Source organism: Streptomyces sp. NPDC111744 (genome assembly GCF_055634995.1).
In genome coordinates this window covers 36372-59075 of record NZ_JBVKCG010000025.1, presented here as the reverse complement: position 1 = coordinate 59075, position 22704 = coordinate 36372, and the positions used below count along the sequence as shown (strand labels likewise).

Here is a 22704-nt window from a genome sequence, read left to right as displayed (position 1 = left end):
CCGGCTTTCCCGCTAGAACCTCGGCGCGTTACGGGACCGCTGCACCCGCGTGGTGCGGCGGTCCTTCGCGTTCCAGCAGGCCTTGTGCCAGTGCCGGCGCTCGTCGACGCCCGAGTGCTCAGGCCAGGCCACCACGTGCGGGACGCCGGAGGCAATCATCTGGTCGCAGCCCGGGCAGCGGTATGTCTTGCCGACCGCGCTGGCGCCGGCCACGTGCCGCACGCTCCACTCCTCGCCCAGCCAGGCCTCGCTGGACTGCCAGCCGCCGTAACGGTCCGCGCGGTCGTCCTCGGCGCTCCGGCCGGAGGAGGAGGCTCCATTCGGGCCCTTGGGTCGGTTGCGACGCGGGGACACGGGACACCTCTCGGAGCTATACAGGAAGCAAGGGCTGTGTCCAGCCTACGACGCGCGCGCGGGGGTACGCGTAGGGCACCAACCCCCACAAGTCCCCCTCGAGGGCGACCCATTCTCCAGACAATCCGCAAATCTCTTCGCCAGGCCGTGTCCTCGGCACGTGTCAGACGGTTATGCCGGGTGGGGGAGCTCCGGGCAGGAGCCACGAAAGCGGGAAATGCGATGCGCGTAGGAAGTTTTGTGCTGGCGGCCCAGTTCCCGGGCCAGGGCCAAGGGGAGGCGTTGCACCGGGCGGTGCGCACGGCGGAAGTGGCCGAGGAGGCCGGGCTGGACGCGGTCTGGCTGGCCGAGCACCACTTCGTGCCGTACGGCACATGCCCGTCCGCGGTGACGCTGGCGGCTTTACTGCTGGGCCGCACCAGGCGCCTCAGGGTCGGTACGGCGGTGAGTGTACTGCCCACGGTCCACCCGGTGGCGCTCGGCGAACAGGCCGCACTGCTCCATGTGACGAGCGGCGGCCGCTTCTCGCTCGGCGTGGGCCGGGGTGGCCCCTGGGTGGATCTGGAGGTGTTCGGGGCCGGACTCGATGCGTACGAACACGGTTTCCCGGAATCACTCGAACTGCTGATGCGCTGGCTGCGCGAGCCGGCCGTGTCGGCCTCCGGGCCGCGCTTCTCGTTCCGTGAAGTCCCGGTCGTACCGCGCCCGTCGGAGGCGCTGACGGAGGCCCCGGGGCCGGAGGTGGTGCTCGCGTGCACCTCCCCCGCAAGCGTCCGGCTGGCCGCCGAGCAGGGGCTGCCGATGCTGCTCGGGATGCATGTGGGGGACGAGGAGAAGGCCGAGATGGTCGCGCTGTGGCGGCAGCACGCGCTGGCGGCCGGACGGCCGGCCGAGGAGGTCCTCGGCGCGGCCCATGTCTCGGCCGGCGTCTGCCAGATCGCCGACCGGCGCACCGACGCCGTGGAGACGCTGACGAAGGCGATGCCGGGCTGGCTGAGGCAGGGCCTGGAGGCCCATGTGACGGTGGACGGCCGGTTCCGCTCGATGCGCGACCCGCTCGCCTACACCGAACTGCTCTGCGGACTGCACCCGGTGGGGACCGCGCGGCTGTGCGCCGACCGGCTCGCGGCGACCTCCGAGCGGACCGGCATCTCCCGATTCGCCCTGCTGACCGAGGGCTCGGGGGACCTTGCGGCCACGGAGGAGAACGTACGACGGCTGGGTGCCGAAGTACTGCCGCACCTCCGGTGACCTCACACCTCCGCGGGGAGCTTGCCGCCCCAGTGACTGATTGCACCTCCCGCGTGTGGAGCGGCAAGCAAGCGGCTCACTGCGTCAGCAGTCCCGGAGCCCCGCGTCAGCAGTCCCGGAGCTCCGGGGACTGGTTCAGCAGCTGATTGCGCACCGAGGTGAAGCGGGCCAGCGTCTCGTCGACCGAGGCGTCCAGCGGGAACACCGCAACCCGGTGGCAGTTCTGGAAGGCCAGCCGCACACCGAAGTGCCGCTGCAGGGCGCCGCGTATGGCGTCACTCGCGAGCGCGCGCAGCAGCTGACCGCGTGCCTGCTCGTCCGGCGGGGGCGTCTGGTTGTCGGCGAACTCTCCGCCGTCCACCTTCAGCTGGGCCACCAGGGAGCTGATCATCTCCCATGCGTAGGGCAGGGAGGTCCGGACGCAGTCGACGAAATCTGCTTCGTCGACCTCGCCTCGCTCGGCCTGTTCGAGTAGGGCCGGTGAGACGTCGAGCGACATGGGTTCTCCTCTCGCACCCCCGAACAGCAGGGGTTGCCGGACAGATAAAGGAGTTCGCGATACCGAACACGCTGAGTACACAATTCGCGACCTCTCGTTTACTACGGTAGGCAACGGACGGTGACCCCACCAGGAGATTGCGTATATGCGACGGTCCCTTTAGGCACACAATCGGCCAGCCTTGAACGGAGGTGTGCAGGCGACTCGTCAGGACCGGTCGCGGGGGCCCGGTCGGAGGGCGGTGGGCGAATCGCGTGGAGGGCGGGGCGTCGAGTAGCGTTGCCGACCATGCGTCTCGTCATCGCCCGGTGCTCCGTCGACTACGCCGGCCGGCTCACCGCCCACCTTCCCTCGGCCCCCCGTCTGATCCTGGTCAAGGCGGACGGCAGCGTCTCGATCCACGCGGACGACCGGGCCTACAAGCCCCTCAACTGGATGTCGCCGCCGTGCACCCTCAAGGAGGAGACGGGGGAGTTTCCCGAGGGCACTGTGGGCGTCTGGACCGTCATCAACAAGGCGGGCGAGAAGCTCATCATCACGATGGAGGAGGTGCTGCACGACTCCTCGCACGAGCTGGGCGTGGACCCGGGCCTGATCAAGGACGGCGTGGAAGCGCACCTGCAGGAGCTGCTGGCCGACCGTATCGAGACGCTCGGCGAGGGTTACAGCCTCATCCGCCGCGAGTACATGACGGCGATCGGTCCGGTGGACATCCTCTGCCGGGACGCGGACGGCCAGACCGTGGCGGTCGAGATCAAACGCCGGGGCGAGATCGACGGCGTGGAACAACTCACCCGCTACCTGGACCTGCTGAACCGCGACCCTCACCTCGCCCCCGTCCGAGGCGTCTTCGCGGCCCAGGAGATCAAGCCCCAGGCCCGCGTGCTCGCCACGGACCGGGGCATCGGCTGCGCGATTCTCGACTACGACGCCCTGCGGGGCGTGCAGGACGACAAGCTGCGGTTGTTCTGAGGTCAGATCACCGTGCCGGCCGGGGTTCCGGGGGTGGTGCCCTCCGAGGCGCTCGACGTCGTGACGGTCGGGGAGCCGGTGGACGGGCCGCTTGCCGAGTTGGTTGTGGTGGGGGTGTCGCTCGGGCCCGACGACGACGGTGAGGGCGACTCGGGCGGCGTCGGTGACTCGGACGACTTCGAAGGGGTCGGCGACGGCGACTTCGAAACCGAATGTGTCGGTGTCGGCGACTTGGACGGCGAGTGGGTCGTACCTCCGCCCGACGAGCTCTTCGTCCCCGTCGGTGTGGCCGAAGGGGACGCCCCGTCCGACGGTGGTGTCGGGTCGTCCGAGGTGCCCAGGGTGCCGTCCGGGCCGGGGCCCGTCGGTGTGGTCGTCGCCGTGCCCGTGTCCCCCGTGCCCGGTGACTGCTTGGGGTCGGCGCCCAGGCTGCCGTCGCCCGTGCCCTCGCTCGCCGACGGGTTGACGCTCACGTTGTTGGCCGGGTTGTCGGCGTTGTCGTGGGAGGTCATGCCGAGCCCCACCACCGTGCCGAGGACCGCGGTGAGGAGCACGCCCGAGCCCACCGCCACCAGGTTGCGGCGGGCGATGCGTACCAGACCGCTGCCGCCCCGGACCGGCGGCGACTGCTCCGGCACGCGGCGGGTGACCAGTGTGTCCGAGATCGGGGAGTGGACGGCCGGGAAGGGCGTCGTGACGCCGCCCGCCGGGGATATGGACTCCTCGTGGCGGGCGTCGGGGATCTCGTCGCCCGCCATCGCGGCGAGGCTGGGAAGGGCCTCGCCCGAGCGGTCGGCGACCAGCGCCAGCGCACGTCGGCCGGCCGTCGTACCCCGCTTGTCGGAGAGCGCCCCGCGCAGCCCGATGGAGGTCTCCAACTCGGCCCGGGCCCGGTCCAGCTGACCGTCGCAGAGCGCGAGTATCCCCAACTCGTGGTGGAAATAGGCCTGATCCCCTACCTCGCCGGCGAGGCGGGAGGCCTCCGCACCGGCCCGCAGCGCGCGTTCCCAGGCGCTCCACTGCAGCCCGGCCGCGAACGCGGGGGCGGCCGTGCGGGCCAGTCGTACCGGGGTGGACTCCTCGTCCTCGGCCGGGGGCACGGTGACGGGGACGAGGACCGCCAGGGCGGCGAGGACCGCGTCGGCCTCGGCGCACACCCGGTCCGGTGTGACGGAGGGGTGCCCGGCCCACCAGGAGTAGTGCTGTCCTGCGGTGAGCGCCTGGGCCTCGATGTCGTCGGCGTACCCGGCGGCCTCCAGCTGCTGCTGGACACCCGCGGCGAGCCGGTAGCGGGAGCCGACCGCCGATACCAGTCCGCAGCCCGCCAGTTCACCGAGGGCGGCGTCGGCGTGGGTGTCGCCGACGAGGGCGGGCAGATGGGCTTGGTGCGGGACCTCGCCGCCGAGGGCGACCGCGAAGCGCAGGGTGGCGCGCGCGGAGGCGCTGAGGCGGGAGGCGAGCAGCGGGGCGGGTGCGGCGGCCTCGCCGAGGGACGGGAGCGGGACGTCGTCGGTCGCCTCGGTGTCGAAGGGCACGTCGACCGGGAGGTCGGACAGCTGGGAGGCAAAGACGCCGAACTCGTCGACGGCGCCCGTGCTGGCCCGCAGGTGGTCGCGCTGTCGCAGCAGCGCACCCGCCTGGACGAACCGCAGTGGCAGGCCCTCGGACTCGAACCAGAGGTCGCCGGCCCAGTTGGCCTCCTCCTCGCTGAGCACCCGGCCGACCGCGCGCTCCAGGATGTCCACGCCCCCGGCCCGCTCCAGGCCGCTGAGGAAGACCTCCTCGACGGCGGAGTCGGCGGAGGGCGCCGGCACGTCCGGGGTGGCGCTGATCAGGAACGCGCACTCTGGGGTGGCGTCGATCAGCTCGTCGAGCCCGGAGCCGCCGAACTCGATGTCGTCGAGGACGACGACCGCGCCGATGTCACGGACCAGTTCGAAAAGCTCGTCGGGTTCGGGGCGGTGCGCGGGCGCCTTGTAGACGGCGTAGAAGAGGTCGTGGAGCAGGTCCGCGGGTGTGCGGTGGAAGCCGTTGAGGCGGACCACGCCGTCGGGGGCGAGGTCGGCGCAGTCGTCGGCGACCAGGTCGAGAAGCGCGGTGCGGCCGGAGCCCGAGGGCCCGGTGAGGCGCACGGAGCGGCCGCGGGCGAGGAGCCGCACCAGACGCTCGCGGTCGTCCTGGCGCTCCAGGAGCGGCAGCTCGGGCCGGGCGGGACCGGGCGGTACCGGCGGCCGGGCGGCGCGCTCGTACTCGGCGCGTTCGGCGGCGGTGCGCTTCTCCGGTCTGGCGGGGCGTTCGGTCGGCGGACAGGGTTCTATCTCGCTGCCGTCGACCGGGTTCACGGTCAGCAGGAAGTCGCCGGAGACCAGCCGCGCCGTGCGGACGAGTCCCGGCGCACTCTGGCCGAAGTCGTTGGTGAGGGATTCCCTCGGCGGGCGCTGGCGCGGCGTGCTGCCGTCGCCGTCATGGCCGTACGCCTCGGGTCCCGTGTTGATCGGGTCCATAGGTTCCTAGCCCCCCAAAAGCGTCGTGTGCCGTGAATTCGGGCCCCTCCCGGCCTTTGCACACTGCGCTGTCGCTTCTGGTCCGGGCCCGCGCTCGAAGGGTGGCAAGGTCAGCGGGCGACCGAACCCTAAACCTTCGCACAGTATCTACGACAGTCCGGGGTACCGCGCCGTCCAAGACATCACAGTCTCGTGAGGATTGCGCCTGACATGCGCTTGTGCGCCGTCCGTCCGGGTCACCCCCGTCGCCCGGTTCACACCGTGTCCCACCCGTTCGCCACCGCACACCCGGCCCCCGTGCGGCTCCCCGGTGCCGGTGTCACACCCGGGGCAACGACTCCACCCCGATACCCCCCTCGATCGCCAGGATCCGGTGCAGCCTGGTGGCCACCAACAGGCGCTGCATCTGCGGCGGTACGCCGCGCAGCACCAGGCGGCGGCCGCAGCGGCCGGCCCGCCGGTGGGCCCCCATGATCACCCCGAGTCCGGTGGCGTCCCAGGAGTCCAGCTCGGACAGGTCCAGCACCAGATCGCCGACTCCGTCGTCGACGGCCGAGTGCAGGACCGTACGGGCGTCCGCCGCGCTGCGCACGTCGAGGCGGCCCCCGACGACCAGCTCGGCGTGGTCGCCCCTGATGTGCATATGCGCTCCCCGAGAGTGCGTGTCCTACTCCGTGAAAGTGATGTCCGGTGATGCACCCTCTGACTGCGTTCGACGGTCAGAGGTTGCCATCTGTAAGCGAACCGATACCGAATTCACCCCCAGGAGTGAAACTCCCGGGGCTTGTGCGTTTTCGGAGGCGGTTTCAGTACGTGTAGAAGCCCTGCCCGCTCTTACGCCCGATGTCACCGGCGTCAACCATCCGGCGCATCAGCTCCGGAGGTGCGAACTTCTCGTCCTGCGACTCGGTGTAGATGTTGCTGGTGGCGTGCAGCAGGATGTCGACTCCGGTGAGGTCCGCCGTGGCCAGCGGACCCATGGCGTGACCGAAGCCCAGCTTGCAGGCGAGGTCGATGTCCTCGGCGGTGGCGACGCCCGACTCGTACAGCTTGGTGGCCTCGACGACGAGCGCGGAGATCAGCCGGGTCGTCACGAAGCCGGCGACATCCCGGTTGACGACGATGCAGGTCTTGCCGGTGGACTCGGCGAACTCCCGCGCGGTGGCGAGGGTTTCGTCACTCGTCTTGTAGCCGCGGACCAGTTCCACGAGCTGCATCATCGGCACCGGCGAGAAGAAGTGGACGCCGACGACCCGCTCGGGATGCTCGGTGGCTGCCGCGATCTTGGTGATCGGGATGGCGGAGGTGTTGGAGGCGAGCACGGCGTCCGGGCGCACGATCTTGTCGAGCGCGCGGAAGATCTCGTGCTTGACCTCCAGCTTCTCGAAGACGGCCTCGACGACGATGTCGGCGTCGGCGACCGCGTCCAGGTCGGTGGTCGTGGTGATCCGGGCCAGGGCGGCGTCGGCGTCGTGCGCCTCCAGCTTCCCCTTGCTCACGAACTTCTCGTACGAGGCCTGGATGCCCCCCGTGGCACGGTCCAGGACCTCGTCGGTGACGTCACGCAGGACCACGTCCCAGCCGGCCTGCGCGGCGACCTGGGCGATGCCGGAACCCATCAAGCCGGCCCCGATGACGGCAAGCTTCCGTGCCACTCCGCTCCCCTTACACGCTGTTTAGGTATGCCTCTTGGGCGGGACCCTAGCGCTCGTGAGGGGCCGGGAAACCCGGTAAGTAACGCGTGTCACGGTCTCAGGGCGTGAGACAACCGTCACGTCTCGTCAGCCGTGCCCTGCGGCAGGGTTCCTTACCCGCCAGGTCCCGCGTAACTAGGCTGGCCGTATGGTCAATCTGACGCGCATCTACACCAGGACCGGCGACCAGGGCACCACCGCCCTCGGGGACATGAGCCGGGTCGCCAAGACCGATCTGCGGATCTCGGCGTACGCGGACGCCAACGAGGCGAACGCGGTGATCGGGACGGCGATCGCGCTGGGCGGGCTGGACGAGGAGGTCGTCAAGGTGCTCACCCGGGTGCAGAACGACCTCTTCGACGTCGGCGCGGACCTGTCCACGCCCGTGGTGGAGAACCCGGAGTTCCCGCCGCTGAGGGTGGAGCAGTTCTACGTCGACAAGCTGGAGGCGGACTGCGACCGGTTCAACGAGCGGCTGGAGAAGCTCCGTTCGTTCATCCTGCCCGGCGGCACCCCCGGCGCGGCCCTGCTCCACCAGGCCTGCACGGTCGTCCGGCGGGCCGAGCGGTCGACGTGGGCCGCGCTGGAGGCGCACGGCAAGGTGATGAACCCGCTGACCGCGACCTATCTCAACCGGCTGTCGGACCTACTGTTCATCCTTGCCCGCACGGCCAACAAGGGCGTCGGGGACGTGCTGTGGGTCCCCGGAGGGGAGCGCTGAACCCGGCTTCGCAGAGTCCGGCTTCCCGTCCGGCCGCTTCTTCGGCCAGAGCACATACGTCACCGCGATCACGCCATGGAGGCCGACGGCCCTGAGCGCCACCCACTGGAAGGTCCGCAGGGACGAGGTGTCGCCGTCGCCGACGTACCGGATCGCGGCCTGGAGCAGGGCGCAGGCGACCGCCGCCATCAGGACCGTGCGCAGCCACAGTGTGCCCTCGTGGCGGGCGCGCGCCATGCCGTAGCGGGGCGGCTTCGGCGGGCGCGGGGCACCGGCCAGGCGGTGCGCCGCGTGGCCGTCCAGCCAGCGGATCGTGTAGTGGCCGTAGGCGACGGTGAAGCCGATGTAGAGCGCGGCCAGGCCGTGCTCCCAGCCGGGTTCGGCGCCGTTGCGCAGATCGGCGGCGGTGACCACGAACAGGACGAGTTCGAGGACGGGCTCGCCGAGCAGCAGTACGACGCTGGTGCGACGCCGTTTCAGCAGGTACCGGACGGTCAGGCCGGCCGCGAGCAGCACCCAGAAGGCCACTTCGCAGACGATGATCAGGGCGACGATCACGGTTCGCTCCTCACCGGGGATTCGCCGGGGTCTCGGTCACCCCTCCAGGCTCCCGGCGCCGGCCGGCCGGCGCGTCGGCGGCGGTGACGAGCCGGCAGTACATCGAAAGATGCAGTCCGGGACCCTTCTCGCGGTGCAGGCGGACGCCGCGCGGGCCGTGTTGGATGGAGCCATGGCCCCGCGACTCCCCCGACCGCACCGCTTCGACGTGTACGTCGCCGTCGGCGGCCTGCTCGGCGGGCTGCTGCTGGTGGGGCTCGGGCTGGAGACCCGGTCGCGCGACTACCCGCTCACCTTTTTCGCCGGCCCGTGGCCGGTGCTGGTCCCGCTGTGTGTGACGGCCTGCTGCGAGCTGGCCCGCCGCACCGCACCGCGCGCCGCCCTGCTCACCGGCACGGCCGCCATCTGCGCGGACCAGGTCACCCAGGGCAGTCTCGCCACGGTCCTGATGTTCACCGACCTGGTGTACGCGGCCGTCCTCTACGGGCCGCCCGCCTCGGCCCGCCGCATCCCCTGGATCACCGGGCTGCTCACGGTGGCCGGGACGCTGGTGCCGTTCGCGGTGTGGCGGGTGCCGGAGGCGCTGCTGATCGGGGTGGTCACCGGGATCGTGGCGTTCGGCCCTGCGGCCACCGGCTGGATCGTGCGCGACCACCGGGACGCCGCCACGGCCGCCCGGCTGCGCGCCGAACAGACCGCGCTGCTGGCCGAGACGGACCGGATCCAGGCGGTCGCCGCGGAGCGCGCGCGGACGGCGCGGGATCTGCACGACCTGGTCGCGGGCCATCTGTCGGCGATCGCCCTGCACTCCACGGCCGCGCTGTCGATCGACGAGCCGGGCACCTCGAAGGAGGCTCTGTCCGTCATCCGGGAGAACAGCGTGGCGGGTCTGGCGGAGATGCGGCGGCTCATCGGCATCCTGCGGGAGGCGGGCGGCGGCGACGGGGAGCCCGCGGCCACCCCCACCCTGGACGGCCTTCCCGCGCTGGTCGACAGTTCCCGCACGAACGGCCTGGACGTCGTTCTGGACAGCGGGCCGCCGGGGGTCCCGGCGTCGTCGAAGGTCCCCGCACCCGTGGAGCTGGCCGCCTACCGGATCGTCCAGGAGTCCCTCACCAACGCGCTCAAGCACGCCCGCCCCGGCCGGGTCACGGTCACCCTCGCCCGCCGGGACGGTGTCCTCGACGTCCGGGTGACCAGCCCGTACGGCGACCGGGACGGGCCGCGGGTGCCCGGTTCCGGCGCCGGTCTGATCGGCATGCGGGAGCGGACCGCGCTGCTCGGCGGCACCTTCGCGGCCGGGCCCGACGGAGCACTGTGGGCCGTACACGCCACCCTCCCGCTGAGCCCGCCGAATCCCCTGAGTCCTCTGACCCTTCCCGGCGAAGGAGCGAGCGAATGATCCGTGTCCTGGTCGCCGAGGACCAGTCGGCCGTACGGGCAGGACTCGTCCTCATCCTGCGCAGCGCGCCCGATGTCGAGGTGGTCGGGGAGGCGGCGGACGGCGAGCAGGCGGTGGCGCTGGCCCGGGAGCTGCGGCCGGATCTGGTGCTGATGGATGTTCAGATGCCGCGCCTGGACGGGGTGTCGGCGACCCGTGAGGTGGTCGCGGAGGGGCTCGCGGACGTCCTGGTGCTGACCACCTTCGACCTCGACGAGTATGTGTTCGGGGCGCTGCGGGCGGGCGCCGCCGGGTTTCTGCTGAAGAACACGGACGCGCGGGACCTGCTGGCGGCGGTACGGACGGTGGCGCGGGGCGAGGGGATCGTCGCGCCGGCCGTGACGCGGCGGCTGATCGCGGAGTTCGCGGCCCGGCCGGTGCGGGGGCCGAGGGCCGATCCGGCGGTCATTGACGGCCTCACCCGGCGCGAGCGCGAGGTGCTGTCGTGTCTCGGCGAGGGGCTGTCCAACGCCGACATCGGGGTGCGGCTCACCATGGCCGAGGCCACGGTGAAGACGCACGTCAGCCGGTTGCTGGCGAAGCTGGCGCTGCGCAGCCGGGTGCAAGCGGCGGTACTGGCCAAGGAGTTGGGGATCTAGGTCCGGTTTCACCAGAGTGGTCCAGACCTATTGACCGGTGGTCCAGACCTTTCTATTCTCGCGGCACTGTGGGCGCGAAGGCTCAGTCGTGCCCCCCAACTCCCCATAGGAGGCGCAGGATGCGCTTCAGACACAGAGCCGCGGCAGGGTTCGCGACCCTGTTGCTCCCGCTGGCCGGCCTGGTCGGCCTCGCGGGTCCCGCCCAGGCCGCGACGACCGCCACCGCCACCTACACCAAGACCCAGGACTGGGGTACCGGCTTCGGCGGCCAGTGGACGGTCAAGAACACCGGTACCACGTCGATCAGTTCCTGGACCGTCGAGTGGGACTTCCCCTCCGGGACCTCGGTCACCTCCGCCTGGGACGCGGACGTCACCTCCTCCGGCACCCACTGGACCGCCAAGAACAAGTCCTACAACGGCTCCATCGCCCCCGGCGCCTCGGTCTCCTTCGGCTTCAACGGCGCGGGTTCCGGCTCCCCGAGCAACTGTCTGCTCAACGGCGCCAGTTGCGACGGCGGCACCACCGTCCCCGGTGACGCGGCCCCCTCCGCGCCCGGCACCCCGACCGCCTCCGCCATCACCGACACCTCGGTGAAGCTGAGCTGGTCCGCAGCCACCGACGACAAGGGCGTCAAGAACTACGACGTGCTGCGCGACGGCAAGGTCGTCTCGACGGTGACCACCACGTCGTACTCCGACACGGGTCTCACGGCCGGCACCGACTACTCCTACACCGTCCAGGCCCGCGACACCGCCGACCAGACGGGGCCGGTCAGCGGCGCGGTCGCCGTACACACCACGGGCGGCACGACCACTCCCCCGCCCACCGGCTCCAAGGTCAAGCTCGGCTACTTCACCGAGTGGGGCATCTACGGCCGCAACTACCAGGTCAAGAACCTGGTGACGTCCGGCTCCGCGGCCAAGATCACGCATATCAACTACGCCTTCGGCAACGTGACGAACGGCCAGTGCGCGATCGGCGACGCCTACGCCGACTACCAGAAGACGTTCACCGCCGACCAGTCGGTCAGCGGCGTCGCCGACGCCTGGGACCAGCCGCTGGCCGGCAACTTCAACCAGCTGCGCGAACTCAAGGCCAAGTACCCGAACATCAAGATCCTGTGGTCCTTCGGCGGCTGGACCTGGTCCGGCGGCTTCGCCCAGGCGGCGGCCAACCCGACCGCGTTCGCCGACTCCTGCTACAACCTGGTCAAGGACCCGCGCTGGGCCGATGTCTTCGACGGCATCGACATCGACTGGGAGTACCCGAACGCCTGCGGGCTGAGCTGCGACACCAGCGGGTCCGCGGCCTACAAGAACCTCATGGCCGCGCTGCGCGCGAAGTTCGGCTCGAACAACCTGGTCACCGCGGCCACCACCGCGGACGGGACCTCCGGCGGCAAGATCGACGCCGCCGACTACGCGGGCGCGGCCCAGTACGTCGACTGGTACAACGTGATGACGTACGACTTCTTCGGCGCCTTCAACGCGAACGGCCCGACCGCCCCGCACTCCCCGCTCACCACGTACACCGGCATCCCGACGCCCGGCTTCACCACGGCCGACGCGATCGCCAAGTTCAAGGCGAAGGGCGTCCCCGCGAGCAAGCTGCTGATCGGCATCGGCTTCTACGGCCGCGGCTGGACCGGCGTCACCCAGTCCGCACCGGGCGGCACGGCGACCGGCCCGGCGGCGGGCACCTACGAACAGGGCATCGAGGACTACAAGGTCCTCAAGACGTCCTGCCCGGCCACCGGCACCGTCGCGGGCACGGCATACGCCTACTGCGGCAACAACTGGTGGTCGTACGACACGCCCTCGACGATCGCCGGGAAGATGAGCTGGGCCAAGTCCCAGGGTCTCGGGGGTGCGTTCTTCTGGGAGTTCAGCGGTGACACCAGCGACGGCGAACTGGTGAGCGCCATCAACTCGAACCTGTCGTAACCCTCTTAAGCAACATTGACGCTCCCCCAGACTTCGTCCGGGGGACCCCCACCCAGCGGGTGAATGCGGCTACGCCACATTCACCCGCTGTCCGGGCGGGGCTGCCTCCAGCCACGCGAGGAATCCGGTCAGCGCGTCGTCGCTCATGGCGAGTTCGAGGCGGGTGCCCCGATGGGTACAGGCGAGGATCACGGCGTCGGAGAGCAGCGCCATTTCCTCCTCGCCCTCGGGGAGACGGCGGCCATCCACCTCGATCCGGTCGCGGGACAGGACCCGGCGGGGGCGGTAGGCGTAGGAGAAGACGCGGTACCACTCGACGCTGTCGCCGTTGTAGCGGGCGACGCCGTAGCTCCAGCCCTTGCCGCTGTTGTCCGGTTTCTCGGGGATGTCCCAGCGCAGGGAACAGTCGAAGGTGCCGCCGGAGCGCTGGATCAGTCTGCGCCGCAGTCCGAACAGGAAGAGTCCCACCACCACGAGCGCGACCACGATTCCGCACACAGTCAGAGCGAGGACCATCGGCACCGACCTCCTCGTCTCCTAGGTAATGGAACGTAAAAAGACCCAGATCTACCTCAGCCGCGGCTGGGACCGGATTGGCTCCGGTCCCAGCCGCGGCTGAGTTACGTCAACGCATACGCGCAGTGTGTCAGCGCGCCGTCGCCGCCCGCAGACGGACGTCGGCGCGTCGCTCGGCGGTGGCGTCGCCTTCCGCCTTCGCGCGCTCCAGCTCCCGCTCCGCGCGCTGGACGTCGATCTCGTCCGAGAGCTCGGCGATCTCGGCCAGCAGCGACAGTTTGTCGTCCGCGAACGAGATGAAACCGCCGTGCACCGCGGCGACGACCGTCCCACCTTCACTCGTACGGATGGTCACCGGGCCCGACTCCAGCACACCCAGCAGCGGCTGGTGACCGGGCATGACGCCGATGTCGCCGGACGTGGTGCGCGCGACGACCAGGTTGGCCTCGCCGGACCAGACCTGACGGTCGGCGGCGACCAGCTCGACATGCAGCTCAGCAGCCAAAGGTGGCTCCTCGGGTCACCACCCGGTGGAATCACCGGGTGTTGGATACAAGTCTAATGGGCGTGAGTGAGGGGGCGGGACGCGCCCGCCCCCTCACACGAACTCAGAGAGTTCAGGAGACGCCCAGCTCCTTGGCGTTCGCCTTCAGGTCCTCGAGACCACCGCACATGAAGAACGCCTGCTCGGGGAAGTGGTCGTACTCGCCGTCGCAGATCGCGTTGAACGCGGCGATCGACTCGTCGAGCGGCACGTCCGAGCCGTCCACACCGGTGAACTGCTTGGCGACGTGGGTGTTCTGGGACAGGAAGCGCTCCACGCGACGGGCACGGTGGACGACGAGCTTGTCCTCCTCGCCGAGCTCGTCGATACCGAGGATCGCGATGATGTCCTGCAGGTCCTTGTACTTCTGCAGGATCGTCTTCACGCGCATGGCCGCGTTGTAGTGGTCCGCGGCGATGTAGCGCGGGTCCAGGATCCGGGACGTGGAGTCCAGCGGGTCCACGGCCGGGTAGATGCCCTTCTCGGAGATCGGACGGGAGAGCACCGTCGTCGCGTCGAGGTGGGCGAAGGTGGTGGCCGGGGCCGGGTCGGTCAGGTCGTCCGCGGGGACGTAGATCGCCTGCATCGAGGTGATCGAGTGACCGCGGGTCGAGGTGATGCGCTCCTGGAGGAGACCCATCTCGTCGGCCAGGTTCGGCTGGTAGCCCACCGCGGACGGCATGCGGCCGAGCAGGGTGGAGACCTCGGAACCGGCCTGCGTGAAGCGGAAGATGTTGTCGATGAAGAACAGCACGTCCTGCTTCTGGACGTCACGGAAGTACTCGGCCATGGTGAGGCCGGCCAGCGCGACGCGCAGACGGGTGCCCGGGGGCTCGTCCATCTGACCGAAGACCAGGGCGGTCTTGTCGATGACGCCCGAGTCGGTCATCTCCTCGATGAGGTCGTTGCCCTCACGGGTGCGCTCACCGACACCGGCGAACACGGAGACACCGTCGTGGTTGTTGGCGACACGGTAGATCATCTCCTGGATGAGCACCGTCTTGCCGACGCCGGCACCGCCGAACAGACCGATCTTGCCACCCTTGACGTACGGGGTGAGCAGGTCGATGACCTTGACGCCGGTCTCGAACATCTCGGTCTTCGACTCGAGCTCGTCGAAGTTCGGGGCCTTGCGGTGGATCGGCCAGCGCTCGCCGTCGTACTGCTCGTCGACGTTGAGCACCTCACCGAGGGTGTTGAACACCTTGCCCTTGGTGAAGTCTCCGACCGGGACCGAGATGGCGGAGCCGGTGTCGGTCACCTGGGCCTGGCGGACCAGACCGTCGGTGGGCTGCATGGAGATGGTGCGGACCAGGCCGTCACCCAGGTGCTGGGCGACCTCCAGGGTCAGCGTCTTCCGCTCGCCGTCCTTGGCCGGGTCGGCCACCTCGACGTGCAGGGCGTTGTAGATCTCCGGCATCGCGTCGACGGGGAACTCCACGTCGACGACCGGGCCGATGACCCGGGCGACGCGGCCCGTAGCCGTCGCGGTCTCAACAGTGGTGGTCATTTATCGGTCACTCCCCGCGGTCGCGTCGGCCAGGGCACTGGCGCCACCGACGATCTCGCTGATTTCCTGGGTGATTTCGGCCTGGCGGGCCGCGTTGGCAAGCCGGGAGAGCGTGTTGATCAGATCTCCCGCGTTGTCGGTGGCCGACTTCATCGCGCGCCGCGTGGCGGCGTGCTTCGAAGCGGCCGACTGGAGCAGCGCGTTGTAGATACGGCTCTCCACATAGCGCGGCAGCAGGGCGTCGAGGACGTCCTCCGCCGAGGGCTCGAAGTCGTACAGCGGGAGGATCTCGCCCTGGGGCTTCTCCTCGGCCACCTCTTCGAGACGCAGCGGCAGCAGCCGGGCGTCGAGTGCGGTCTGGGTCATCATCGACACGAACTCGGTGTAGACGATGTGGAGTTCATCCACACCGCCGTCCTCGGTCGGCGTCTCGATGGCCTCGATCAGGGGCGCCGCGACCTTCTTGGCGTCCGCGTACGACGGCTCGTCGGTGAAGCCCGTGAACGACTCCGAGATCTTGCGCTCACGGAAGTTGTAGTGGGCGACACCGCGGCGGCCGACGATGTACGTGTCGACCTCCTTGCCCTCGCGCTCCAGGCGCTCGGTCAGCTGCTCCGCCGCCTTGATGGCGTTGGAGTTGAAGGCACCGGCCAGACCGCGGTCGCTCGTGAGGAGCAGAACCGCGGCGCGGGCCGGGTTCTCCGCCTCCGTGGTGAGCGGGTGCTTGGTGTTCGAACCCGTACCGACCGCCGTGACCGCGCGGGTGAGCTCGGTCGCGTACGGCGTGGAGGCCGCCACCTTGCGCTGCGCCTTGACGACGCGCGAGGCGGCGATCATCTCCATCGCCTTGGTGATCTTCTTGGTCGCGCTGACGGATCGGATGCGACGCTTGTAGACCCGGAGCTGAGCTCCCATGAGTCAGGTCCCTTCCTTACGTCACTTGGCGGCAGCGGCAGGAGTGTCCTCGCCGAGCAGCCTGCCGTCCGAGGTCTCGAACTGCTTCTTGAACTCGGCGATGGCGTCCGCGATGGCCGTCAGGGTGTCGTCGGACATCTTGCCGCCCTCGCGGATGGAGGCGAGCAGGCCCGACTCCTTGCGGTGCAGGTAGTCGAGGAGCTCGCGCTCGAAGCGGCGGACGTCGGCGACCGGAACGTCGTCCATCTTGCCGGTGGTGCCGGCCCAGACCGAGACGACCTGGTCCTCGGTGGACATCGGCTGGTACTGGTCCTGCTTGAGCAGCTCGACCATGCGCTGTCCGCGCTCCAGCTGCGACTTCGACGCGGCGTCCAGGTCGGAACCGAAGGCGGCGAACGCCTCCAGCTCACGGAACTGGGCGAGGTCCACGCGAAGACGGCCGGAGACCTGCTTCATCGCCTTGTGCTGCGCGGAACCACCGACTCGGGAGACGGAGATACCGACGTTCAGCGCGGGGCGCTGACCGGCGTTGAACAGGTCCGACTCCAGGAAGCACTGGCCGTCGGTGATGGAGATGACGTTGGTCGGGATGAACGCCGAGACGTCGTTGGCCTTGGTCTCGACGATCGGCAGACCGGTCATCGAGCCCGCTCCCATGTCGTCGGAGAGCTTGGCGCAACGCTCAAGGAGACGGGAGTGCAGGTAGAAGACGTCACCCGGGTAGGCCTCACGGCCCGGCGGGCGGCGCAGCAGCAGCGACACGGCGCGGTAGGCGTCGGCCTGCTTCGACAGGTCGTCGAAGATGATCAGGACGTGCTTGCCGGCGTACATCCAGTGCTGGCCGATGGCCGAACCCGTGTACGGCGCCAGGTACTTGAAGCCGGCCGGGTCGGACGCCGGGGCGGCGACGATGGTGGTGTACTCCAGCGCGCCGTTCTCCTCCAGCGAGCGGCGGACCGACGCGATGGTCGAGCCCTTCTGGCCGATGGCGACGTAGATGCAGCGGACCTGCTTCTTCGGGTCGCCCGAGCGCCAGTTGTCGCGCTGGTTGATGATGGTGTCGACGGCCAGGGCGGTCTTGCCGGTCTGGCGGTCGCCGATGATCAGCTGACGCTGGCCGCGGCCGACCGGGGTCATGGCGTCGACGGCCTTGTAGCCGGTCTCCATCGGCTCGTGCACCGACTTGCGCTGCATGACCGTGGGAGCCTGCAGTTCAAGAGCGCGGCGGCCGTCGGTCTCGATCTCGCCGAGGCCGTCGATCGGATTGCCGAGCGGGTCGACGACGCGGCCGAGGTAGCCCTCGCCGACCGCGACGGAGAGGACCTCACCGGTGCGGTGCACCGGCTGCCCCTCCTCGATGCCGCTGAACTCACCGAGGACGACGCAGCCGATCTCGCGCTCTTCCAGGTTCAGCGCGAGGCCGAGGGTGCCGTCCTCGAACTTCAGCAGTTCGTTGGCCATGGCCGAGGGCAGGCCCTCGACCTTCGCGATGCCGTCGCCGGCAAGGGTGACCGTACCGACCTCCTCGCGCGAGGCCGCGTCCGGCTTGTACGACTGGACGAAGTTCTCCAGCGCGTCCCGGATCTCCTCCGGCCGGATCGTGAGCTCCGCCATCTGGGTTCCCTGCTCTCCTTGTTGGGCCCGAAGTTTCACTTGGGGGGTCTGGGGGCGACCCCCAGGATTCTTCATGTACGGCCCAACCCGGGCCGTCGTAAGTACGTACTGCTTGTTCTCGACTACCGAGGTGCTAGCTCGCCATACGGCGGGCCGCGTCCTCCAGCCGGTCCGCGAGCGAACCGTTGATGACCTCGTCACCGACCTGCACCCGGATCCCGCCGACGACCGCGGGGTCGACGTCGAGGTTGAGGTGCATCTTGCGGCCGTAGAGCTTCGCGAGGGCGGCGCCCAGGCGCTGCTTCTGCGGCTCGCTCAGCGGAACCGCCGAGGTGACGACGGCGACGACGCGGTTGCGGCGCTCCGCGGCGAGCTTGGAGAGGGCGTCGAGGCCCGCTTCCAGGCTACGTCCCCGCGGCGCGGTCACAAGGCGCGTGACCAGACGCTCGGTGACCGGCTCGGCACGGCCGCCGAGCAGCCGGTGCAGCAGCTCGGTCTTGGCGGCGGCGCTCGCCTTGCGGTCGGTGAGCGCGGCGCGCAGCTCGGTGTTCGAGGAGACGATCCGGCCGAACCGGAACAGCTCGTCCTCGACGTCGTCCAGCGTGCCGGACTTCTCCGCGGCCGTCAGGTCGGCGATGTTCGCCAGCTCTTCCAGCGCGTCCACCAGGTCGCGGGGCTGCGACCAGCGGGAGCGGACCATGCCGGAGACCACGTCGGCGGTGGCCTCGCCGACCTGGCCGCCGATCAGGCGCCGGACCAGCTCGGCCTTGGCCTCGCCGGACTGCGCCGGGTCGGTGAGGACCCGGCGCAGGGCTCCCTCGCGGTGGAGCAGCGCGGTGACGGCCGCCAGCTCGTCCGCGAGCCGCGTCGCGTCCACGGACGTGGAGTCCGTCAGCGCGTCGAGACGCTCACGTGCGGCTGCCAGTGCCTCGCGGCTCGCTCCGTTCATCGGGCCGCCTCGGCCTTCTCCTCAAGCTCGTCGAGGAAGCGGTCGATCACGCGGCTCTGCCGGGCGTGGTTCTCCAGGGACTCGCCGACGAGCTTGCCGGCCAGTTCGGTGGCCAGGTGGCCCACGTCCTGGCGCAGCGCCTGCGCGGCGGCCCTGCGGTCGGCCTCGATCTGGGCGTGACCGGCGGCGATGATCTCCTCACGCTGCCGCTGGCCCTCGGCGCGCATCTCGGCGATGAGCGCGGCGCCCTGCTCCTGAGCCTCCTGGCGCAGGCGCGCGGCCTCGTGCCGGGCCTCGGCCAGCTGCGCCTTGTACTGCTCAAGGACGCTCTGGGCCTCGGTCTGCGCGGCCTCGGCCTTCTCGATACCGCCCTCGATCGCCTCGCGGCGCTGCTCCAGAACCTTGTTGATGTTCGGAAGGAGCTTCTTGGCGAGGAAGCCGAAGACGATGACGAAGGCGATGAGGCCGATGACGAGCTCTGGGATCGGCGGGATGAGGGGGTTCTCTGGCTTCTCCGCCGCGAGCTGAACCAGGGGGCTCATATCAGTGCCTTTCGTCTAAACGCTGCGGTCGGGTCAGGAGGCCGGGTAGACGAACGGCATGACCAGACCGATCAGGGCGAGCGCCTCACAGAAGGCGAAGCCGAGGATCTGGTTGGCGCGGATCAGACCGGCCGCCTCGGGCTGGCGGGCGAGGGCCTGCGTGCCGTTACCGAAGATGATGCCGATGCCGACGCCCGGGCCGATCGCCGCGAGGCCGTAACCGATGGAACCGAGGTTGCCCTTGATCTGGACGCCGGCGGCAAGGGTTTCGAGAGCGGACATGCCGGTTCTTCCTTCTCTTTCAATGACCGGTGGGGGTTGGCCACCGGATGTCATGGGTGGGTGGTCGGGTTGGCGCTCAGTGGGACTCGGCGAGCGCGCCCTGGATGTAGCTGCAGGTCAGCAGTACGAAGACGTACGCCTGGACAGCCTGGATGAAGAGCTCGAAGGCGGTCATCACGATGACCATGACGAACGAGACACCGGAGTAGGCGATGCCGATGCCGTTCAGCATGTACCAGCTGGCGATCGTGAAGAGCAGCAGCAGGGTGTGACCGGCGAACATGTTCGCGAAGAGACGCACGGCGTGGGTGAACGGCCGGACGATGAGGTTCGAGAAGAACTCGATCGTCATCGACAGCGGCAGCACGGGGCCGAGCGTCTTGTCATAGCCGGTGACGTTCTTGAAGAAGCCGACGAAACCCTGGCGCTTGAAGGTGAGCGCGACCCACGTGATGTAGACGAGGCCGGCCAGGACCGCGGGGTACGAGATGATCGCGGTGACCGGGAACTGGGCGACCGGGATGATCGACCAGAGGTTCATCATCCAGATGACGAAGAACAGCGAGACGACGAACGGGACGTACTTCTCGCCTTCCTTCTTGCCGATGGTCTCGTAGACGACACCCCGCCGTACGAAGTCGTAGCCGGCCTCGGCGACCATCTGGAGCTTGCCCGGGACGACCTTCGGGCGGGCGAAGGCGGCCCAGAAGAAGCCCACGATGATGATCGACCCGAGCAGCGCCAGCAGCATCGTCTTGTTGAAGTACACGTTGCTGTTCGCGTCGCCCCAGAGGGGCTTGAACAGGAACGAGTGGAGGCCCGGAGCCGGGAAGCCACACCCGTTGAACAGGTGACAGCTCGTGTCGAAAGCGAGCGTCTGCGTCGGGTCAGCACTCACCGCGGGCTCCTTCATCGTGGCGCATGGGTACGGCAACCTCGTGGTGTCGGCGCGGCGCGTGGCCGCGGTTCGGCACGGGACTGGTGTTACGGATGTGGGGGCGGCTGGGGGGCATCTCGCCTCGCGAATGAGGCGTCAGCTCAGATGCCCGCGCCCGCGATGCCGCAGTTGGCACCGGACGATAGCAGCATCTCTCGTGCGCCTTTATCCCGGGCCTACCTCTCACGACGGCTGCCCGGTCTTGTCGGGCTCGACGTAGAGGATCTTGGCCTTCATGTGGGCGCGCGTCTGGGCAGCGATCCAGGTGAGTGTGGCGGCCACGAGCACGATGGCGAAGGCCCGGGGACTGAACAGCGTCGTGTTCTTGAACGCGGCCATGAAGACGACCAGCAGCAGAAGCTGGGCCGCGTAGAGCATCAGGCCCATCATCTGGAAGAGCTGGGGGTGCGATTTGGCAGTTCGCTGCAGAACGTAGAGACCGCCCCCCATGAAGAGGGTCACGATCACCGTCGCGACAACCGCCCCGATCGCCCCCTTGCCGCCCGCGACCACCCCACTGACTACAGCGGCGAGCACGCCGACGGCGGCCGTGGGTACGGCGGCCTGGGCCAGGATCCGGGCGTCATTGGACGGCATGGCGGCAACTCCGCTTTCGCAGGGGGCAGGGTGTCGTCATGGACGAGCGTAGTCCCGGGCGGAGGGTCGAAGACCTCACGCCAATGGACCATCGCACTTGGGTCCTTCGGCTCTGCCCGGGGTTCTCGTGAACCGTATCACAAACTATTTGATGAGGTCTTTACCTGCTAGGTGTGCTCACTGTCACACATGAGAGTGAACCGGCCCGTCTGAGCGATAAGCGAGCCGTTCTGTCTGGTATTAGGGGTGTTTACTCCCCCACGACTTGGCAATGCTCTAGTCAGATTCTTACCTTGCAAGGGTCAGTGCGAGGTATCGGAAGTGTGCCGGTCGAGGATGCGCGAACGGGGGCCGATGGCCGTCGCGCCGTTGACCCGGGCCAGGCCGGCGGCCACCGCGGGACGGTGCCCGTCGCACGGTTCCCCGGCCTTCTCCAGCACAACGGGGTTGGCCGCCTGGGCAGTTGCGGCGGTCGGCTCGACGGCCTCCGGGACGGGCTCACGGCGCCGGTAGCGCGGCGGCACGAACCCCTGGGCCCACGCCGGCACCCGCGGGGTGAACCGCGGCAGCAGAAGCAGCCCCAGGCCGATCGCGCTGAGGAACACCACCCCGAGCACGATCCACATGGACGCGGAGTTCACCGAGTAGGCCAGCGCCCCGAAGGCGATCAGCGCCGACCAGAAGTACATGATCAGTACGGCCCGGCTGTGCGAGTGGCCGATCTCCAGGAGCCGGTGGTGAAGATGTCCCCGGTCGGCGGCGAACGGCGACTGGCCGCGCCAGGTGCGCCGCACGATCGCCAGCACCAGGTCCGCGGCCGGCACCGCGATGATGGTCAGCGGCAGCAGCAGCGGGATGTAGACCGGGACCATCTGGTGCACGGCGTTGCGCTCGGAGCCGGCGAACAGGTTCATCACGTCCGGGTCCAGCTGGCCCGTGATCGAGATCGCACCTGCGGCCAGCACCAGGCCGATCAGCATGGAGCCGGAGTCGCCCATGAAGATCCGCGCCGGGTGGATGTTGTGCGGTAGGAAGCCAAGGCACATGCCCATGAGGATCGCCGAGAACAGCGTGGCCGGGGCGGCGGCCTCGATGCCGTACGAGTACCAGATCCGGTAGGCGTACATGAAGAACGCCGCGGCCGCGATGCACACCATGCCGGAGGCCAGGCCGTCCAGGCCGTCGACGAAGTTAACCGCGTTGATGGTGATGACCACGAGCGCCACCGTCAGCAGGGTGCCCTGCCACGGGGTCAGGGCCACCGTGCCGACGCCCGGGATGGGCAGCCACAGGATCGTCAGGCCCTGCATGACCATGACGCCCGCGGCGATCATCTGACCGCCCAGCTTGATCAGGGCGTCGATCTCGAACTTGTCGTCGAGCACACCGATCAGCCAGATCAGCGCGGCACCGGAGAGCAGCGCCCGAGGCTCGTTCGACTTCTCGAAGACCTCGTTGAGGTTGGTCAGGTGGTCAGCGACCAGCAGACCCGCGCACAGCCCGAAGAACATCGCGATCCCGCCGAGCCGCGGAGTGGGCTCCCGGTGCACGTCACGGGCCCGGATCTCCGGCATGGCCCCCGCCACGATCGCGAACTTCCGCACCGGCCCTGTCAGCAGATACGTCACCGCGGCCGTGATGCAGAGCGTCAGCAGGTATTCACGCACAGGCTTCCCCACAGGTCTCGCTGGCCATCACAGCCCCACACACTAGCGACGGTCGCATATGTATGGGGACTTCCGGGTAGCGAAGATGGTTG

Annotated in this window: 23 protein-coding genes; 6 read left to right on the top strand and 17 right to left on the bottom strand. The window is 69.4% G+C overall.

Annotation, left to right across the window (positions count from 1 at the left end):
• Positions 1 to 12: 12 nt before the first annotated feature.
• The gene (locus ACZ7OO_RS36620; protein WP_471511715.1) at positions 13 to 354 is read right to left on the bottom strand and encodes an ATP/GTP-binding protein; all 342 of its coding nucleotides are present in this window, start codon (positions 352 to 354) and stop codon (positions 13 to 15) included.
• A 222-nt stretch (positions 355 to 576) separates the two neighbouring features.
• Between ACZ7OO_RS36620 and ACZ7OO_RS36615 the strand changes: the two genes are divergently transcribed.
• Positions 577 to 1605: an LLM class flavin-dependent oxidoreductase gene (locus ACZ7OO_RS36615; RefSeq protein WP_471511713.1), complete on the top strand. Its 1029-nt coding sequence runs from the start codon at positions 577 to 579 to the stop codon at positions 1603 to 1605.
• 106 nt (positions 1606 to 1711) lie between these two features.
• On the opposite strand, the gene ACZ7OO_RS36610 is transcribed toward ACZ7OO_RS36615, so the two are convergent.
• On the bottom strand, positions 1712 to 2104 hold the full coding sequence (locus tag ACZ7OO_RS36610; protein ID WP_093499046.1) for an SCO5389 family protein: 393 nt from the start codon (positions 2102 to 2104) through the stop codon (positions 1712 to 1714).
• Positions 2105 to 2392: 288 nt separating this feature from the next.
• Between ACZ7OO_RS36610 and nucS the strand changes: the two genes are divergently transcribed.
• On the top strand, positions 2393 to 3076 hold the full coding sequence (gene nucS, locus ACZ7OO_RS36605) for an endonuclease NucS (RefSeq protein WP_352224688.1): 684 nt from the start codon (positions 2393 to 2395) through the stop codon (positions 3074 to 3076).
• 2 nt (positions 3077 to 3078) lie between these two features.
• On the opposite strand, the gene ACZ7OO_RS36600 is transcribed toward nucS, so the two are convergent.
• The 3 genes from ACZ7OO_RS36600 to ACZ7OO_RS36590 form a co-directional block, all read right to left on the bottom strand.
• Complete coding sequence (locus ACZ7OO_RS36600; RefSeq protein WP_471511710.1) at positions 3079 to 5580, bottom strand: ATP-binding protein; 2502 nt, start codon at positions 5578 to 5580, stop codon at positions 3079 to 3081.
• Between the two features lie 319 nt (positions 5581 to 5899).
• Positions 5900 to 6223, bottom strand: coding sequence for an STAS domain-containing protein (locus tag ACZ7OO_RS36595; protein ID WP_186284954.1), 324 nt, complete (start codon positions 6221 to 6223; stop codon positions 5900 to 5902).
• Positions 6224 to 6386: 163 nt separating this feature from the next.
• On the bottom strand, positions 6387 to 7235 hold the full coding sequence (locus tag ACZ7OO_RS36590; RefSeq protein WP_471511708.1) for a 3-hydroxyacyl-CoA dehydrogenase family protein: 849 nt from the start codon (positions 7233 to 7235) through the stop codon (positions 6387 to 6389).
• A gap of 187 nt (positions 7236 to 7422) precedes the next feature.
• On the opposite strand from ACZ7OO_RS36590, the gene ACZ7OO_RS36585 reads away from it, so the two are divergent.
• Positions 7423 to 7995 carry a cob(I)yrinic acid a,c-diamide adenosyltransferase gene (locus tag ACZ7OO_RS36585; RefSeq protein ID WP_471511706.1) on the top strand — a complete coding sequence of 191 codons (573 nt, stop codon included), beginning with the start codon at positions 7423 to 7425 and terminating at the stop codon, positions 7993 to 7995.
• On the opposite strand, the gene ACZ7OO_RS36580 is transcribed toward ACZ7OO_RS36585, so the two are convergent.
• Positions 7921 to 8553 (bottom strand): hypothetical protein, encoded by a 633-nt coding sequence (locus tag ACZ7OO_RS36580; protein ID WP_471511704.1) that lies wholly within the window; start codon positions 8551 to 8553, stop codon positions 7921 to 7923. The genes ACZ7OO_RS36585 and ACZ7OO_RS36580 overlap by 75 nt on opposite strands.
• Positions 8554 to 8725: 172 nt before the next feature.
• On the opposite strand from ACZ7OO_RS36580, the gene ACZ7OO_RS36575 reads away from it, so the two are divergent.
• From ACZ7OO_RS36575 to ACZ7OO_RS36565, 3 genes are all read left to right on the top strand, one after another.
• Positions 8726 to 9955, top strand: coding sequence for a sensor histidine kinase (locus ACZ7OO_RS36575; protein WP_471511702.1), 1230 nt, complete (start codon positions 8726 to 8728; stop codon positions 9953 to 9955).
• Positions 9952 to 10593, top strand: a complete 642-nt coding sequence (locus ACZ7OO_RS36570) for a response regulator (protein ID WP_471511700.1) — start codon at positions 9952 to 9954, stop codon at positions 10591 to 10593. The genes ACZ7OO_RS36575 and ACZ7OO_RS36570 overlap by 4 nt, the downstream gene beginning before the upstream one ends.
• Positions 10594 to 10712: 119 nt before the next feature.
• Complete coding sequence (locus ACZ7OO_RS36565) at positions 10713 to 12539, top strand: glycosyl hydrolase family 18 protein (RefSeq protein WP_471511698.1); 1827 nt, start codon at positions 10713 to 10715, stop codon at positions 12537 to 12539.
• 69 nt (positions 12540 to 12608) lie between these two features.
• Here the strand turns inward: ACZ7OO_RS36565 and ACZ7OO_RS36560 are convergent, their stop codons facing one another.
• The 11 genes from ACZ7OO_RS36560 to ACZ7OO_RS36510 form a co-directional block, all read right to left on the bottom strand.
• Positions 12609 to 13055: a DUF2550 domain-containing protein gene (locus tag ACZ7OO_RS36560; RefSeq protein ID WP_471511696.1), complete on the bottom strand. Its 447-nt coding sequence runs from the start codon at positions 13053 to 13055 to the stop codon at positions 12609 to 12611.
• A gap of 130 nt (positions 13056 to 13185) precedes the next feature.
• On the bottom strand, positions 13186 to 13560 hold the full coding sequence (locus ACZ7OO_RS36555) for a F0F1 ATP synthase subunit epsilon (protein WP_471511694.1): 375 nt from the start codon (positions 13558 to 13560) through the stop codon (positions 13186 to 13188).
• A gap of 112 nt (positions 13561 to 13672) precedes the next feature.
• A complete protein-coding gene (atpD, locus tag ACZ7OO_RS36550) occupies positions 13673 to 15109 on the bottom strand; it encodes a F0F1 ATP synthase subunit beta (protein ID WP_352224699.1) in 1437 nt (478 codons plus the stop codon).
• The gene (locus ACZ7OO_RS36545; protein ID WP_352224700.1) at positions 15110 to 16024 is read right to left on the bottom strand and encodes a F0F1 ATP synthase subunit gamma; all 915 of its coding nucleotides are present in this window, start codon (positions 16022 to 16024) and stop codon (positions 15110 to 15112) included.
• A 21-nt stretch (positions 16025 to 16045) separates the two neighbouring features.
• On the bottom strand, positions 16046 to 17638 hold the full coding sequence (gene atpA, locus ACZ7OO_RS36540; protein ID WP_471511691.1) for a F0F1 ATP synthase subunit alpha: 1593 nt from the start codon (positions 17636 to 17638) through the stop codon (positions 16046 to 16048).
• A 133-nt stretch (positions 17639 to 17771) separates the two neighbouring features.
• Positions 17772 to 18587, bottom strand: coding sequence for a F0F1 ATP synthase subunit delta (locus ACZ7OO_RS36535; RefSeq protein ID WP_471511689.1), 816 nt, complete (start codon positions 18585 to 18587; stop codon positions 17772 to 17774).
• Positions 18584 to 19129 (bottom strand): F0F1 ATP synthase subunit B, encoded by a 546-nt coding sequence (locus ACZ7OO_RS36530; protein WP_471511687.1) that lies wholly within the window; start codon positions 19127 to 19129, stop codon positions 18584 to 18586. Before ACZ7OO_RS36530 ends, ACZ7OO_RS36535 begins: the two co-directional genes overlap by 4 nt.
• Positions 19130 to 19162: 33 nt before the next feature.
• Positions 19163 to 19411, bottom strand: a complete 249-nt coding sequence (gene atpE, locus ACZ7OO_RS36525) for an ATP synthase F0 subunit C (protein WP_471511685.1) — start codon at positions 19409 to 19411, stop codon at positions 19163 to 19165.
• Positions 19412 to 19487: 76 nt separating this feature from the next.
• Positions 19488 to 20324 carry a F0F1 ATP synthase subunit A gene (gene atpB / locus ACZ7OO_RS36520; protein ID WP_471511683.1) on the bottom strand — a complete coding sequence of 279 codons (837 nt, stop codon included), beginning with the start codon at positions 20322 to 20324 and terminating at the stop codon, positions 19488 to 19490.
• Positions 20325 to 20531: 207 nt separating this feature from the next.
• Positions 20532 to 20945: a hypothetical protein gene (locus ACZ7OO_RS36515; RefSeq protein ID WP_471511681.1), complete on the bottom strand. Its 414-nt coding sequence runs from the start codon at positions 20943 to 20945 to the stop codon at positions 20532 to 20534.
• A gap of 302 nt (positions 20946 to 21247) precedes the next feature.
• Complete coding sequence (locus ACZ7OO_RS36510; RefSeq protein WP_471511679.1) at positions 21248 to 22612, bottom strand: MraY family glycosyltransferase; 1365 nt, start codon at positions 22610 to 22612, stop codon at positions 21248 to 21250.
• Between the last annotated feature and the right edge of the window lie 92 nt (positions 22613 to 22704).